Below are 15,069 nucleotides of genomic sequence, written 5' to 3' on the forward strand. Positions count from 1 at the left end.
GCCGTTCCCCACAACCGGACGGGTTGCGCCGGATCCGGTGTCGTACGAGGTCGGCGCATGGTTAGAGTTGTCGCCCGGCAAGTGTCACAGCACCGTCCCGTTGCCTTGAGGCGGGCTCGGTCGACGCAACGCGGATGAGGAGAGAACCAGGTGCCGGAGCACGAAGCGGACGGACAGCTCGCCACGCCGACGCACGAGGTCAGGGACTTCCTGCACCGCAGGCGTGAGCAGATCGCCCAGCGGTGGGCGGACGAGCCCCTGTTCCGCACCGTGTTCACCGTCTCGCGCGACGAGGCGGTGGAGGCGGGAAAGGTCGTCGTGGACGCGCTGGCCCAGGTGGCCGACTCGGACCAGGTGGAGGACCCGGACGCGGCGGGATTCAGCGGGGTGCGTGAGCAGCTGGCCCGGATGGGCGCGGCCCGCTCGCGTGCCGGCCTGTCGAACACCCAGGTCTCCAGCGAGCTGGCCGCCCTGCGGCCGCCCGTGGAGAACCTGCTGGCCGCCGATCTGGAGCAGGCACCGCCCGAGCACCTGCGGGCGTGTTCGACGGCGCTGACGGTGCTGATGGGCACCCTGCGGCTGGTCGCCATGCAGACGGCGCTGAGTGAGTGGCAGGCGCTCAGCGACCGGCAGCGGCTCCAGCTGATGGAGGTGGCGACGCCCGTCATCCGGCTGTGGGACGGCGTCGTGGCCGTGCCGCTGATCGGGACGCTGGACAGTGCCCGCAGCCAGGTGGTGATGGAGACGCTGCTGAACGCCGTCGTGGACCAGCACGCCCGGTTCGCGATCCTCGACATCACCGGTGTGCCGACGGTGGACTCGCTGGTGGCGCAGCACCTGATGAAGACGGTCGCCGCGGCGCGGCTGATGGGCGCCCAGTGCATCGTCTCGGGCATCCGCCCCGCGATCGCGCAGACCATCGTCCATCTCGGCCTGGACCTGGACGTGATCACTCGCGCCAGCCTCTCCGACGCGCTGAGGTACGCGCTGCACGAGCTCGGCGCGGACATCGTGAACCCGGGTGCGGGTCAGCGGTGAGCGACGCGTACTCCCGTCCCGTCACGGGCCACGTGCCGGTCCTCCGGCTCGGCGACGTCCTGCTGGTGACGCTCCAGGGGGACCTGCACGACAGCACGGCGCAGCAGCTCCAGCAGGATCTCGCGGAGACCATCTCCCGTACCGGGGTGCGCGGTGTCCTCATCGACATCTCCGGTGTGGAGATCGTCGACTCCTTCCTCGGGCGGGTGCTGGCCGAGATCGCGGCGCAGGCCAAGCTGCTGGCCGCGCGGACCGTGGTGGCCGGCATGCGCCCGGCGGTCGCCATCACCCTGGCGGAACTGGGCCTGACCCTGCCCGGGCTGAGGACGGCGCTCAGCACCGAGGCGGGCATGGAACTCCTCTCGCAGCAGACCCCGGCGTATCGTCCGGGCGGCCCGCGTCAGGAGAGTCCGTGATGCACACTGCCGCGGGCGTGGAGGCCTGCTTGCCCATCCGGTCCGACATGGACCTGGTGTGGGTGCGACAGCACGTGCGGCAGGCCGCGGCCCGGCTCGGCTTCGGCCTGGTGGAGCAGACCAAGCTGGTCACGGCGGCCAGCGAGCTGGCCCGCAACACCCTCGTGCACGGCGGTGGCGGACAGATGGAGGCGACGCACATCAGCAGCGGCGGTGTGCAGGGGCTCCGGCTGGCCTTCACGGACGAGGGGCCGGGCATCGCCGACCTGGACCAGGCGCTCAGCGACGGCTACACCTCCGGCGATGGACTGGGCATGGGACTGAGCGGCGCGCGGCGCCTGGTGCACGATTTCGAGATCGACAGCACGCCGGGCGACGGCACCACCGTGCGGGTGACGTGCTGGGCGGCCCAGCCGCCGCGTCCGCGCGAGGAGGTCTGATGCCGCGCGTGTGGGACGTCCCGGTGCGCGACTCGACGCGGGTGCGCGACGCGCGGGTAGCCGCGGAGAGCGCGGCCGCGCTGGCCGGTCTCGACGAGCGGCGCACCGCGGCCGCCGCGCTGGTCGCGACCGAGCTCGCCACGAATCTGCTCAAGCACGCCGGGGTCGGTCAGGTGCTCATCGACGTCGTGGCACCGCCCGCGCCACGGGAGGGCGGTACTCGGTCCCGGGTCGTGCAGATCGCCACGATCGACCACGGCCCGGGCATCGCGGACCTGCCCGCGGCCCTGCGCGACGGTTTCTCCACGACCGGCTCGCTCGGCGCGGGCCTCGGTACCTGTCAGCGGCTCGCCGACGACTTCGCCCTGCACAGCACGCCCGGCCGCGGCACGGTCGCGGTGGCCCGCTTGGGCACCACACCCCGCGGTGGCGGCGGTCCGGCCGGGCAGGTGGGGGCCGACTCGGTGTCGGGCGGCCGGGGTCCGGCGGAGGGCGCGGCGGTTCCCGGCGCCCCGGCGTGGTCCGAGGGCGGGTCCCGTGCCGGCGACTGGTGGCCGGGCGGTGCCTCACCGGTCGGCCACGCGCCGGTGGGAGCCGTGGCGTGCGGCGCCCTGACGGGGCACGGGGCGGTGCCCGGCGGTGCGCCGGGCTTTCCGGTACAGGCCGGCGGCGTGCCCGGGGAGAGTGGTGTCCTCGGGAAAGAACCGGGCCCCCAGCCGGTCTCCGCCGTTCGGAACGGCGAGATGCCGGGCCCGGGCGCACCGGATCCTGAAGGGCGCCCCGGCCCGTCGGGCGAGCGGTCCGCGCCGGTCGCCGGCGTGCGCGCCGGGGGCGTGAACATCCCCTACGGCGGAGCCGAGTACTCGGGTGACGCCTGGGCGTGGGTGCGTTCCGGGGACCGGCTGACGCTGATGCTGGCGGACGGCCTGGGGCACGGCCCGGAGGCGGCCCGGGCCTCGTCCGCCGCGGTCACGGCGCTGCACCGCTGGGCTCATCTCACGCCCGCCGAGTCGCTGCGGCGGCTCCACGACGCGCTGAAGGGCACCCGGGGCGCGGCCGTCGCCCTGGCCCAGCTCGACGTGCGGGCCGGGCGGCTGCGGTTCGCCGGCATCGGGAACGTGGGGGCGCGGCTGCGCGCGGACGGCACCTGGCGTCCGCTGCTGTCGCGGCCCGGAATCGTCGGCGTGCACCGGCCCGCCACCCTCCGCGAGGAGGAGGCCGAGTGGGCGGCCGACCGGCTGCTGGTCCTGCACACCGACGGCCTGCCCAGCCGCTGGACGCCGCCGTCCGACGCCGGTCTGCCCGCGGCCGACCCGGCCGTGACGGCCGCCGTGGCGATACGTGACGCGAGCAGTCCCGCCCGTCCGGTGCGGGACGACACCGCCGTGGCCGTGCTGACTCCGACCCCGCCGGAACGCCCATGATGCGCACTTGGCAGATCACCACCGTCACCGATGCGGCACGCGCCCGCATCGCCCTCGCGCGCCTGGCCGCGGCATACGGTGTGCCCACCGTCGAACGGACCAGGCTGGCCGCCGCCCTCAGCGCCCATCTTCGGCAGTGCCTCACCAAGGGCGGCACCTGGCTGCTCACCCTGGACATGGCCGGGTCCCCCGCCGAGGAGGGGCTGCTGCACGCCGTGGTGACGCCGTCGCCGGACGCGTCGGCCGCCGCCGGGGAGCCGCCGTGGGAGGTCACGGTCCCCTGCCCCGAGGCGGCCCGCACCACGGAGAGCGGCGCCGTCGAGGACGATGCCGCGGCCCTCGCGGAGGCGCTGCTCGGCGCCGACGAGGACACGGCCGTGGTGTTGGACAAGCTCAGCGAGCAGGAGGATCTGGTCGCCTTCCACCGCGAGGAGCTGCACCAGACGAACCAGGGCGTCCTGGCGCTGCACGCCGAGCTGGACGCGGCCAGCCGGGCCCAGCGCGAGGCCTTCGCCGCCGAGCGCAGCGCACGCAACGAGGCGGAGAGCGCCCGCCGCAGACTGACCTTCCTCGCGGACGCCAGCGCCGTGCTGACGGCCTCGCTGAACCACGAGGAGATCGTGCGCCGGCTGCCGGACCTGCTGGTGCCGGAGTACGCCCGCAGCGTCGACGTCTGGCTGTTCGACCACGAGGACGACGAGCACCGGTCGGCGCCGCATCCGGCCGCCGCCGTGGTCGCGGCCCGGACCGGTCGGCCGCAGTACGCCGCGGACCATCCCGGCGGCCTGCCCGGCGTCGACGACCAGCCGCCGTCCGCGCTGGATCCCACACGGCCGCTGCTGTGCGTTCCGCTGCCGACGCGCCGGGCCCCGCTGGGGGTGCTGACCCTGTCGCCGCCCGGTGCGCGCTGGGACCCGGACGACGCGGTGATGCTGATCGAGCTCACCCGGCGGGCCAGCATCGCGATCGACAACGCCCGGCGCTTCGAGCACAACCGCGACATCGCCGAGACGCTGCAACGCGCCCTGCTCACGGACCTGCCGGCCACGCCGGGCCTCAGCCTGGCCGCGCGCTATCTGCCCGCCACCCACGGGCTGAACATCGGCGGTGACTGGTACGACGCGTTCCCGCAGCGGGACGGCGGTCTCATCACCGTCGTCGGCGACGTGACCGGGCACGGTCTGCACGCGGCCGTCATGATGAGCCAGCTGCGCACCGCCCTGCGGGCGTACGCCGTCGACGGCGACAGCCCGGGCCGGCTGCTGACCCGGCTGCACCGGTTCCTGCACCATCTCCAGCCGGACCTGTACGCCACCGCCGTCATCGCCCGGTTGCACCCGGACGAGCCCACGCTGACCTGGGCCGCCGCGGGCCATCCGCCGCCGGTGCTGCGGCTGCCCGACGGAACCGTGCGCACGCTCGACGCCAAACCCGGCGCCATGCTGGGCATCCCCCTCACCCAGGAGATCGGCGACCACACGGTGCGTCTTTCGCCCGGGTCGACGCTCGCGCTGTACACGGACGGGCTGGTCGAACGGCGCGCGCAGGGCATAGACCCGGGCATCGAGCGGCTGGCCTCGGCGCTCGGCGGGTTCCGTTCGGCGGAGCTGGACGCGGATCTGGAGGGCTCGGCGGACCGGATCCTGCATCCGCTGCTGAGCGATTCCGAGCGCGACGACGACGTGTGTCTGCTGCTGTGCCACCTCCAGGGAGACGCCGCGCCCTGACGTCGGGCCCGGCCGGTCGGGTGTGCACGTGTTCTTCACGCCGGCCTGGTGCTTTTCGGCCACGGGGCGGGCATGGTGGTGATCGACGCGTTCGTCTGCCTGCCGCGTCCGACTGGCGTGCCGGTCGGACACGCGGTGGGATCAATGGGGTGCGAACCAGCGATCCAGGGGCAGTCGATAGGCGTTCGAGGCAGACCGCCTGGAGCCGCAGAAAGGGATGAACACCGTGACACGACCCAGGATCCTGGTGGTTGGCGCAGGCTTCGCCGGCGTGGAGTGCGTCCGCCGCCTGGAACGGAAACTCTCCCCGGACGAGGCCGACGTCACGCTGGTGACGCCGTTCGCCTACCAGCTCTACCTGCCGCTGCTCCCCCAGGTCGCCTCCGGCGTGCTGACGCCGCAGTCGATCGCCGTCTCGTTGCGCCGCAGCAAGAAGTACCGCACGCGGATCATTCCGGGCGGAGCCATCGGCGTCGATCTGAAGTCCAAGGTCTGCGTCATCCGCACGATCACCGACCAGATCGTCAACGAGCCTTACGACTACATCGTGCTGGCCCCCGGCAGCATCACCCGCACCTTCGACATCCCGGGGCTGACGGACCACGCGTTCGGGATGAAGACGCTCGCCGAGGCCGCGTACATCCGTGACCACGTCATCTCCCAGCTGGATCTGGCCGACGCGAGCCAGGACCCGGTGGAGCGGGCCTCACGGCTGCAGTTCGTGGTGGTCGGCGGCGGCTACGCGGGCACCGAGACCGCGGCGTGCCTGCAGCGGCTGACGCACGCCGCCGTGAAGCGCTATCCGCGGCTGGACCCGGGCCTGATCAAGTGGCATCTGATCGACATCGCGCCGAAGCTGATGCCGGAGCTCGGCGACAAGCTCGGCAGCAGCGCGCAGGAGATCCTGCGCCGGCGGGGCATCGAGATCTCCCTGGGCACCTCCATCGCGAAGGCCGGCCCGGAGGAGGTCACCTTCACCGACGGGCGGGTGATCCCGACCCGCACGCTCATCTGGACGGCCGGGGTCGTCGCCAGTCCCCTCATCGCGACGCTGGGCGCGGAGACCGTCAAGGGGCGGCTCGCGGTCGCCCCCGAGATGAACCTGCCGGGCAACGACGGGGTGTTCGCGCTCGGCGACTCGGCCGCCGTGCCCGACCTGGCCAAGGGGGACGGGGCGATGTGCCCGCCCACGGCGCAGCACGCCCTGCGGCAGGGCCGGCACGTCGCCGACAACGTCATCGCGTCGCTGCGGGGCGGGCCGATGCGGCCGTACGTCCACAAGGACCTGGGGCTCGTCGTCGACCTCGGCGGCACCGACGCGGTCTCCAAGCCGCTGGGCATCGAGCTGCGCGGCCTGCCCGCCCAGGCCGTGGCACGCGGCTACCACTGGTCGGCGCTGCGCACCAACGTCGCCAAGACCCGGGTGATGACGAACTGGCTCCTCAACGCGGTCGCCGGCGACGACTTCGTCCGGACCGGGTTCCAGGCCCGCAAGGCCGCGAGGCTGAAGGACTTCGAGTACACCGACGCCTATCTGACGCCGGAACAGGTGCGGGCCCACGTCGAGGGAACCAGTCGGCAGGAGTAGGACGGGGCTGGAGGGGACCGTCCGCTCGTGGCATGTCATGCTGAGGTGCGGATCTTGGTGTGGTGAGTCGGGAGAGAGTGCGGCGGCGTGAGGGCAGCGGGACGCTCGGTGCGGGCACGACTGCGGGACCGGATCGCCGCGTCCGACCCGGGGCTGCTGCGCCTGACGGCCGGGCTGCGGACGGTCGGCGCCATCGCCCTCACCCTGGCCGTGCTCGCCCTGCTGCGGGCCGATGTGCATCTCCTGGTGGCGGGGGCCATGGCGGCGATGGTCGCCACCTTCGCCATCCGGGAGAAGCAGCCCGGCGCGCAGGCCGTGACGCTGGCGCTGGGCCTTCCGGTGGCGCTGGCGTCCGTCTCGCTGGGCGCGGTGCTCAACGCGCGCCTCTACGCCGGTGACGTCTTCTTCGTCGTCCTGATCTTCTGCGCGGTCTACGGCCGCCGGTTCGGCGACCGGGGCACCGCGCTCGGCCTGATCGGCTTCCAGGTCTACTTCCTGTCCCTGTTCGTCGGCGCCGAGGTGTCCTCGCTGCCCACGCTGTGCGGTGCCATCGCCCTGGCGTTCTGCTCCAGTGCCCTGCTGCGCTTCGCGGTCGTACCCGCGACCCCCGCGGGCGTGCTGCTGCGGCTGCGGCTGGCCTTCCGTGCCCGGCTGGCCCAGCTGGTGTCCGCGCAGCTCGACCTTCTCGACGCCGGCGCGGACGAGATGGACAAGGCCCTGGACGCGGTGCGCGAGGGCACCGCGGCGCTGCACGAAACGGCGATGATGATCCAGGCGCGGCTGGAGGAAGGCACGCCCGACGAGTCGGCGGCGCGGCTCGTGCAGCGCCGGATCGCGGACGCCGAGATCGCCGCCGAGCGGCTCGGCCTGCTGCTGCTGACCGCCCGCAGCGCCGAACGGGCCGACACGCTCACGCTGCACCTGCCGGGCGCGCCCGCGCCGTCGGTGGGGCAGCTGGCCGTGCCGGACGAGGCCACCGCCACGCTCCGCCGCGACCTCCAGGCGCTGCGCACCCTCGTGCTGCGCGCCGGAAGCGGCGATACGGGGACCGCCCTGGCCCATGTGCGCAACCGGCTCCTCGGCTACCGGGACGAGGAGAACCTGCCGTCCGCCCCCGCCGCCGTCCAGGACGTGTTCCGGGGCATCGGTGAGGCCGCGCGCTCGGTGCTGGGGCTGCGGATCGCGCTGGACGGCCCGCAGGACGAGTCCGACGACACGCCCGCGACGGCCCGCTCCCGCGAGGAGCTGGACGCGGAGGACGCCGCGATCGACAGCGTCGAGGAACCGTCGGAGGAGGAAGAGACGGGACTGCGGCGGCCCACCACCCGCGCGGCCGTGCAGGTGGCCGTCGGGTCGGCGCTGGCCATCGTGGGCGGCGAGCTGCTGTCCACGCAGCGCTGGTACTGGGCGGTGCTGACGTGCTGGATCGTCTTCCTGAACACCGCCTCGACGGGCGAGATCCTGGTCAAGGGCTACCGCCGGCTGCTGGGCACGGTGTTCGGCGTGGTGGCGGGCATCGTCCTGGCGGGGTTGGTCGGGCAGCACACCGTGACGGCGTTCGCGCTGGTCCTGGTGCTGATCTTCGCGATGTTCTACGTGGCGCCGCTGTCGTACACGCTGATGTCGTTCTTCGTGACCGCGATGCTGGGGCTGCTGTACACGCTGCTGCACACCTACAGCCTCGACGTGCTCCTGCTGCGGGTGGAGGAGACAGCGCTGGGTGCGGCCTGCGGAGTGGTCGCGGCGGCGCTGGTGCTGCCGGTGCGGACCGACCGCCGGACGAACGAACTGCTCGGCACGGTTCTGGAGCGGCTGGCCGACGTCACCGAGGCCGCGGTCGGCCAGCTGAGCGGCGGGCCGGCGGACGAGCTGCTGGACAAGGCGCGCGATCTGGACCAGGCGCTGGCCGACCTGCGGGCCGCCACGCAGCCGCTGACCCATCCGGTCACCCCGCTGCGGGCCCGGCGCCATACCGCCCGGTACGTGGTGGCGCTGCTGGAGACATGCGCGTACCACGCGCGGACGCTGGCGGCCACCGCCGAACTGCTGCCCACGCATCCGTCGATCGCGGCGGACCCCCGGCTGCGCGGGGCCGCGGGGCGCACCGTGCGCAACATCGAGACCATCGCGGCCCGGGTCGCGGACGAGCACGCCGCCGCGCGGGTCGAGACGGGGCCGAGCATCGCCTCGCTGCTGGGGTCCGACGCCGGCACACCGCGCTACGGCCGCATCACCGACCGCGTGCTGCGGCATCTGGAGCGGCTGGACGAGGCGGTGGTGGGTCTCGCCCGCCCGCTGGGCGTGCCCGTGGCCGAACCGCGGGCCTGAGGCCCGGCGTCGCTCAGAAGTCGGTGGGCAGTCCGCTGACCTCGGCGATGCCCCGCAGCTCCTCCGTCTGCCGGTGCCGTTCCTTGATGTAGTCGGCGATCTCGCCGAGGCGGACCGGGTCGGACGCGGTGGACGCGTCCGTGACGATCCTGACCGGGCCGGTCTCGTCCACGTCGAGTTCGATCACTTCGTTGTCCAGGCGGCCGGTGACGGCGGTGGCGATGACGAGGGCCACCTCGTCACGGACCTCCTGGGGCAGTTCGTCGTCGGCCCCTGAGTCGAGTGCGAAGTCGAGGCTGGACAGGCGCTCCTCGTCGATCGCCTCGAGGACCGGTTCCACCACGCGCATCAGGAGGCGGTAGTCCTCCGTGTCCATCCGGATGCGCAGGAGGTCCAGGTACACGTCCACGGGCCGGCCGTCGCCATGCGGAATCTCGGAATCGCTCATTCGCTTCGTGTTCCCCACATGACGCGGATCAGACGCGCGCTTCGTGTTCCCCACATGACGCGGATCAGACGCGGCGCCAGCGGGCCATGGCGAAGGAGAACACCCCGAACAGCACCAGCCCGGCGGCGACGCAGACCAGCAGCCAGGGACCGAGCGGGGTGTCCGCGAAGCTGCGCAGGGTGTCGTCCAGTCCCTTGGCCCGGTCCGGTTCGTAGTCGATCGCCGCGCGGACGGCGAAGAGGCCGGCCACGGCGAACACCAGCCCGCGGGCGGCGCCGCCGGCCACGCCGGTGACGTCCACCAGCCGCCGTGTCCGGGGGCTCATCTGGCCGAGCCGGAGCTTGTCGTGGTACTTGCGGAGCACCGCCCGTACGCCGATCCACCCGCCGGCCACGACGATCGCGATGCCGGCCGCGCCGACCAGCCACTGGCCGGCGGGTATCTCCAGGGCCCTGGCGGTGGCGTCCTGGGACTGCCGGTCGCTGGATCCGCCGCCGCTTCGGCCGCGGTCCGCCGCGAACGACAGCACGGAGTAGGCGACGAAGACGTAGAACACGAAGCGGGCCGCCGCCAGCAGCCGCTTGCGTGCGCTGCGGCCGTCCGGTCCGACGGAGCCGAACAGGACCTCGGACAGCCGCCACAGGGCCATGCCGGCGAGACCGATGCCCAGCGCCCAGAGCAGCACCGCGCCGAACGGCTTCTGTGACAGTTCGGCCAGGGCTCCCCCGCGGTCGGCCTGCTCACCCGTGTCGCCGAAGGCGATCTGCAGCGCCAGGGCCCCGACGAGCAGATAGATCACACCCCGGGCGGCCAGGCCCGCCCGTGCCGCCCCCTCGGTCACCGAACCCCGCGCCACTCGCCGGGCCCGGATCCGACCGCCTTGTGCCATCGCACTCGTGTTCATGTGGACCTCCCGGCACTCCGGATGCCCCGGCTCGGCCGCCACACACCCGGCCCGGCCGCCGGACCAGGGGATTCCGGTCACCCGTGGCGTGACATGAGAGGGCCCGGCCGACGGCTGCCGCCGTCGGCCGGGCCCCTTGGGTGCCGCGCCCCGTCATGTCACGCGCACACCCGGATCAGGCGGGCTCCGGGGTCGGCACGTGCTGCCCGGTGACGGTCTGTTGGATGGTCTCGCGGGCCGGTGCGGGTGCGGTCGCGAGCCACTGGTGAGCGACCTCCAGGGCACGCTCGACGTCCCGGGTGCCGGTGGACACGCACAACGTGTACGCAAGGTCGCGTGCCCGCGCGCTCACGGCGGCCGGGTCGCTCGCCGGCACGGCAGCCGCCAGTGCCTCGTACTCGTCGACGAGACGGCGCAGCACGGCGGGATGGGGCCTCAGCATGGTTCGTCGCTCCTCGGGGGTCGGATGGTCAGGCCGTCGTGGAGGTGCCGCCGGTGCCGCGGGTGCCCGTCCGCTGCCCCAGGACCTCGTCGCGCACGCGGGCGCAGCTGCGGCTGATGAGGCGGGAGACGTGCATCTGGGAGATGCCCAGGTGGTCGGCGATGCGGCTCTGTGTCATGTCCTCGAAGAACCGCATGTACAGAATGGCCCGCTCGCGTTCCGGCAGGCGGCGCAGGCCTTCCTTGGCGGACTCGCGGTCGACCACGACGTCGTAGGACGAGTCGGCCGCGCCGAGGGTGTCCGCGAGGCTGTAGCCGTCGTCGTCGGCCGAGAGTTCGGCGTCCAGCGACAGCGTGCTGAAGCTCTCCAGGGCCTCGAGCCCGGCATTGACCTCTTCCTCGGTCAGGCCGGTGTGGGCGGCGATGTCCGCCACGGAGGGCTCGGGGCTGCCCGGGTTCTGGGTGAGTTCACGGCGTGCCACCCGCACCTTGTTGCGCAGTTCCTGCACGCGGCGGGGCACCCGGAGGGCCCACATGCGGTCCCGGAAGTGCCGCTTGACCTCACCGGTGATGGTGGGGACGGCGTAGCTCTCGAAGGCTCCCCGGCTCGGGTCGAACCGGTCGATGGCCTTGACCAGCCCCAGGGCTGCCACCTGCCGGAGGTCCTCGATGGACTCTCCGCGGTCGCGGAAGCGGCCGGCGATGCGGTGGGCCATGGGCAGCCACAGCGTGACGAGTTCGTCGCGGACGGCTTCCCGCTCGGGCCCCTCCTCCAGCTCGGCCAGCCGGGCGAAGAGCTCCGCGGTGTCCGGGGCGTCGTCGTGCCGCCGCCGGGAGGCGGTGGTGGTCGTTTCGGGCGTGCCGGGACGGTTGGTGGGCGTATCGATGAGCATGCGGATTCGCTCCTGAACAACGATGGTTTCAGGGACTTGCCGCGGGACGGTCGCTGCCCGGATCGCCTGGAGGGCCTCCGGGGCAGTCATACATACCGCTCCCGCTGGCGCGCCTCCGGTCCGAAGCACGAAACTGCGACTGCCCTGCCACCGGTGGAACAAACTCCACTTTGCCGTGCAATCTGGCGGGAACCAGCAAACGGCCGTTCAGGAGAGGGGCACGACGGCGGTGATGCACTTGCCGCCGGAGGGCAGGTCGGACACGCGGACGTCGCGGGAGAGCCGGCAGACGATGGGCCAGCCGTGGCCGCCGTGCCGCAGCCGACCGTGCGGATCGGTGGGCGGCGCGGTCACCGGCAGTTCGTCGCTGCGGTCGCTCACGGAGACCCGTACGCCGGGGCCGTCGACATCGACCCGGAAGTCGGTGACTCCGCCGCCGTGCAGGATCGCGTTGGTCGTCAGCTCCGAGGCGACGAGCAGCGCGTCGGACAGGGCGTCCACGTCACACGCGGTGTGGGTGGTGCGGCAGCGCTCGGCGACAGCGCGCTCCACGGCCCGGCGTGCCTCGGCGGGTTTGCACGGCCGGGCCCGGCGCGCACCGGGCGGCCCGCCTACCGATTCGATCATGTGCTCCTCGCACATCCTTCAGCTCCCTGCTCGGTCAGGACATGAGCCGGGTCCGGACCGCGCACCGTGGCCGCCCGCCCGGGCACGCCTCGGGCTCACGGACCCGCTGTCGGTGTTTCCTTCCACCACCCGCGGCTTGCGGGCGCATCGCGCGCGCCGCGGGTCTCTCATTCGGCTGACCTCTCCCCGCACCTGCAAACCTCGGTCCGCACCGATGCCGGAAAAAGAGCCCGAAAAGACCCCTGGGAGGCCCGGGACGGCTGTGAATCGATGCCATCGCCACGCGTCGCCGGGGTACGCGGGGTGCATGACCGATGTGGTGGATTCCGATGAACTGCTGCGGCGCATCCAGCGCGCGAGGGCCTGCGCGGTGCGCGAGGAGCGGACGTGGCGGACCAGGAGCGAGGAACTGGGCGCCTCCGACCCGAAGGGGGCCAGGGACGCGACCGTGCGGCAGATGTCCTACGAGGCGGTGCTCAGGGTGCTGGACGAGATCCTGACTCCGGGCAAACACGCCGCGGGAGGCTGACCAGGACGGCCGGTGCCCGGTGCCGGGCACGGGCGGATTGCGCGAGCACCTGCCGGGAACCCGGTGCGCATGACAGTCGACCACACCCGAGCACCGGTCCTGGAAGCCCTGGACGAGTACCGCCGCAAGGGGCACCTGTCGTTCACGCCGCCCGGGCACAAGCAGGCCCGCGGCGCCGACCCGGCGGTCCGGGAGGTTCTCGGCGACGCGGTCTTCCACGGCGATGTGCTCGCCTCGGGCGGTCTGGACGACCGGCTCACCCGGGGGCGGGTACTGCAGCGCTCCCAGGAGCTGATGGCCGACGCGGTGCACGCCGAGCACACGTTCTTCAGCACGTGCGGCAGTTCCCTGTCGGTGAAGGCCGCGATGCTGTCGGTCGCCGGGCCGCACGAGAAGCTGCTGATCGGGCGTGACGCCCACAAGTCGGTGGTGGCGGGGCTGATCATCTCCGGTATCGAGCCCGTCTGGGTGGAGCCGCGGTGGGACGCCGAGCGGCACCTGGCCCATCCCCCGTCCGCCGAGGACTTCGACCGGGCCTTCGAGGCCCACCCGGACGCGCGGGGTGCGCTCGTCACGAGCCCCACGCCATACGGCGGCTGCGCGGATCTGCGAGCGGTCGCCGAGGTGTGCCACCGGCGCTCGCGGCCGCTGATCGTGGACGAGGCCTGGGGCGCGCATCTGCCGTTCCACCCCGACCTGCCGTCCTGGGCGATGGACGCGGGCGCGGACATCTGCGTGACCAGCATCCACAAGATGGGCAGCGGCCTGGAGCAGGGCTCGGTCTTCCATCTCCAGGGCGATCTGGTCCCGCCGGCGCTGCTGGGGATGCGCGCGGACCTGCTGGGCACCACCAGCCCCTCGGTGCTGATCTTCGCGGGTCTGGACGGCTGGCGCCGGCAGATGGCGCTGCACGGCGAGGAGCTGATGGGCGGCGCGCTGGATCTCGCGGGCGAGGTCCGCTCCGCCATCGAGGAGATCGACGGGCTGCACGTCAACGACCGCGACGACTTCTGCGGCCCGGGCCTGTCCGACGACCTCGACCCGCTGCCCGGCGTCGTCGACCTCGCCGGGCTGGGGATCACGGGCTTCCAGGCGGCGGACTGGCTGCGCGAGCACCGGCACATCGACGCGCATCTGGTGGACCACCGCCGCATCGGCGCTCAGATCACCCACGGCGACGACCGGGAGACGACCGGGCAGTTGCTGGAGGCGCTGCGGGACCTCGCGCGGGCCGCGCGGGATCTGCCCCGGGCGCCGCGGGTGGAGGTGCCGTCGCCGGCGGAGCTGCGGATGGAACAGGCGGTACTGCCCCGGGACGCGTTCTTCGGTCCGGCCGAGGACGTGCCGGTGGCGCGGGCGGCCGGACGGGTCGCGGCGGAGATGATCACGCCGTATCCCCCCGGCATCCCGGCCGTCCTGCCCGGCGAGCGCCTCACCGAGCCGGTCCTGGCGTACCTGCGGACCGGACTGGCCGCGGGGATGCACCTGCCCGACCCCACGGACCCGGAGCTGGAGACGGTCCGGGTCCTGGCCGGGGACGCGGAGTGACGTGAAACGGGTCACGCGACCCGGTCCCGGGTGCCCGCACGCACCTTGCATGGTTTACGGTTCATTCATACGTGGTGACGGAGTCGACCCACCGTCCTCCGCACCACTGCTTACGGCCCTGGCTGGTTTCCCCCGTCCAGCCAGGGCTTCTTCATGCCCCGGAAAAGTTGTGCACGCCGAGGTGCCCGGGGCCCCGCCAGCGGCTGAAATGGGCGTAGGGAAAGCACCGGATGTCGACCGCCCGGCGAGGAGCCCCGCGTCATGACCAAAGCGATCAAACTCCTGACCGCCCTGCCTCCGCCCCAGCGGCAGCGCCTGATGACCCTCGCCAGGGAGGTGTCCTTCCCCGAGGACGCCCGGATCTTCGAGGCGGGCGGCACGGCCGACCGCTTCTGGGTCATCCGCTCCGGCGCGGTCTCCCTGGACCAGCAGGTGAACTCCCTCCAGCGGGCGACCGTGGCCAGCCTCGGCGCGGGCGACCTGCTCGGCTGGTCGTGGCTCTTCCCGCCGTACACCTGGGACTTCGGCGCGCAGGCGTTCAGTCCCGTACGGGCCTACGAGTTCGACGCGGCGGCCGTGCTGCGGCTGTGCGAGGAGGATCCGCAGCTCGGGCTGGTGCTGGTGCGCAACGTCGCCGAGGTGCTCGCGCACCGCCTGGAGATGACCCGGGGCAAGCTGATGGAGCAGTACACCCTGCACAGGCGAGGCGCCCTGTGAG

At 73.1% G+C, this 15,069-nt stretch carries 15 protein-coding genes; 10 read left to right on the forward strand and 5 right to left on the reverse strand.

The genetic code is table 11. The features are described from left to right. Nucleotides 1–150 precede the first annotated feature (150 nt). From SCNRRL3882_RS02065 to SCNRRL3882_RS02100, 7 genes are all read left to right on the forward strand, one after another. Entirely contained in the window at nt 151–1,038 is an 888-nt protein-coding gene (locus SCNRRL3882_RS02065; protein ID WP_010033264.1) for an STAS domain-containing protein, read from the forward strand. Next, nucleotides 1,035–1,454 carry an STAS domain-containing protein gene (locus SCNRRL3882_RS02070; RefSeq protein WP_010033262.1) on the forward strand — a complete coding sequence of 140 codons (420 nt, stop codon included), beginning with the start codon at nt 1,035–1,037 and terminating at the stop codon, nt 1,452–1,454. Before SCNRRL3882_RS02065 ends, SCNRRL3882_RS02070 begins: the two co-directional genes overlap by 4 nt. After that, complete coding sequence (locus SCNRRL3882_RS02075) at nt 1,454–1,894, forward strand: anti-sigma regulatory factor (RefSeq protein ID WP_010033256.1); 441 nt, start codon at nt 1,454–1,456, stop codon at nt 1,892–1,894. Before SCNRRL3882_RS02070 ends, SCNRRL3882_RS02075 begins: the two co-directional genes overlap by 1 nt. Then, complete coding sequence (locus SCNRRL3882_RS41550; protein WP_010033255.1) at nt 1,894–3,318, forward strand: ATP-binding SpoIIE family protein phosphatase; 1,425 nt, start codon at nt 1,894–1,896, stop codon at nt 3,316–3,318. The genes SCNRRL3882_RS02075 and SCNRRL3882_RS41550 overlap by 1 nt, the downstream gene beginning before the upstream one ends. Then, the gene (locus SCNRRL3882_RS02090) at nt 3,315–5,045 is read left to right on the forward strand and encodes a PP2C family protein-serine/threonine phosphatase (protein WP_029180721.1); all 1,731 of its coding nucleotides are present in this window, start codon (nt 3,315–3,317) and stop codon (nt 5,043–5,045) included. The genes SCNRRL3882_RS41550 and SCNRRL3882_RS02090 overlap by 4 nt, the downstream gene beginning before the upstream one ends. Before the next feature lie 217 nt (nt 5,046–5,262). Then, complete coding sequence (locus SCNRRL3882_RS02095) at nt 5,263–6,633, forward strand: NAD(P)/FAD-dependent oxidoreductase (protein ID WP_010033251.1); 1,371 nt, start codon at nt 5,263–5,265, stop codon at nt 6,631–6,633. An 87-nt stretch (nt 6,634–6,720) separates the two neighbouring features. Continuing rightward, nucleotides 6,721–8,961: an FUSC family protein gene (locus tag SCNRRL3882_RS02100; RefSeq protein ID WP_029180720.1), complete on the forward strand. Its 2,241-nt coding sequence runs from the start codon at nt 6,721–6,723 to the stop codon at nt 8,959–8,961. A 13-nt stretch (nt 8,962–8,974) separates the two neighbouring features. On the opposite strand, the gene SCNRRL3882_RS02105 is transcribed toward SCNRRL3882_RS02100, so the two are convergent. The 5 genes from SCNRRL3882_RS02105 to SCNRRL3882_RS02125 form a co-directional block, all read right to left on the reverse strand. Then, nucleotides 8,975–9,409 carry a hypothetical protein gene (locus SCNRRL3882_RS02105; protein ID WP_010033248.1) on the reverse strand — a complete coding sequence of 145 codons (435 nt, stop codon included), beginning with the start codon at nt 9,407–9,409 and terminating at the stop codon, nt 8,975–8,977. A 64-nt stretch (nt 9,410–9,473) separates the two neighbouring features. Further along, nucleotides 9,474–10,313, reverse strand: a complete 840-nt coding sequence (locus SCNRRL3882_RS02110) for a DUF1206 domain-containing protein (protein ID WP_029180719.1) — start codon at nt 10,311–10,313, stop codon at nt 9,474–9,476. 175 nt (nt 10,314–10,488) lie between these two features. Then, a complete protein-coding gene (locus SCNRRL3882_RS02115; RefSeq protein ID WP_010033246.1) occupies nt 10,489–10,755 on the reverse strand; it encodes a DUF5133 domain-containing protein in 267 nt (88 codons plus the stop codon). A 28-nt stretch (nt 10,756–10,783) separates the two neighbouring features. Continuing rightward, nucleotides 10,784–11,647: a SigB/SigF/SigG family RNA polymerase sigma factor gene (locus SCNRRL3882_RS02120; RefSeq protein WP_010033244.1), complete on the reverse strand. Its 864-nt coding sequence runs from the start codon at nt 11,645–11,647 to the stop codon at nt 10,784–10,786. A 207-nt stretch (nt 11,648–11,854) separates the two neighbouring features. Continuing rightward, nucleotides 11,855–12,289 carry an ATP-binding protein gene (locus SCNRRL3882_RS02125; protein ID WP_029180718.1) on the reverse strand — a complete coding sequence of 145 codons (435 nt, stop codon included), beginning with the start codon at nt 12,287–12,289 and terminating at the stop codon, nt 11,855–11,857. A 292-nt stretch (nt 12,290–12,581) separates the two neighbouring features. Between SCNRRL3882_RS02125 and SCNRRL3882_RS02130 the strand changes: the two genes are divergently transcribed. The 3 genes from SCNRRL3882_RS02130 to SCNRRL3882_RS02140 all read left to right on the forward strand — a co-directional run bounded on the left by SCNRRL3882_RS02130 (nt 12,582) and on the right by SCNRRL3882_RS02140 (nt 15,068). Further along, the gene (locus SCNRRL3882_RS02130) at nt 12,582–12,803 is read left to right on the forward strand and encodes a hypothetical protein (RefSeq protein WP_010033240.1); all 222 of its coding nucleotides are present in this window, start codon (nt 12,582–12,584) and stop codon (nt 12,801–12,803) included. A 69-nt stretch (nt 12,804–12,872) separates the two neighbouring features. Beyond that, nucleotides 12,873–14,351 (forward strand): aminotransferase class I/II-fold pyridoxal phosphate-dependent enzyme, encoded by a 1,479-nt coding sequence (locus tag SCNRRL3882_RS02135; protein WP_010033239.1) that lies wholly within the window; start codon nt 12,873–12,875, stop codon nt 14,349–14,351. Between the two features lie 261 nt (nt 14,352–14,612). Further along, a complete protein-coding gene (locus SCNRRL3882_RS02140; protein WP_010033238.1) occupies nt 14,613–15,068 on the forward strand; it encodes a cyclic nucleotide-binding domain-containing protein in 456 nt (151 codons plus the stop codon). Nucleotide 15,069: the final 1 nt, after the last annotated feature.

Source organism: Streptomyces chartreusis NRRL 3882 (assembly GCF_900236475.1).
Classification (GTDB): domain Bacteria; phylum Actinomycetota; class Actinomycetes; order Streptomycetales; family Streptomycetaceae; genus Streptomyces; species Streptomyces chartreusis_D.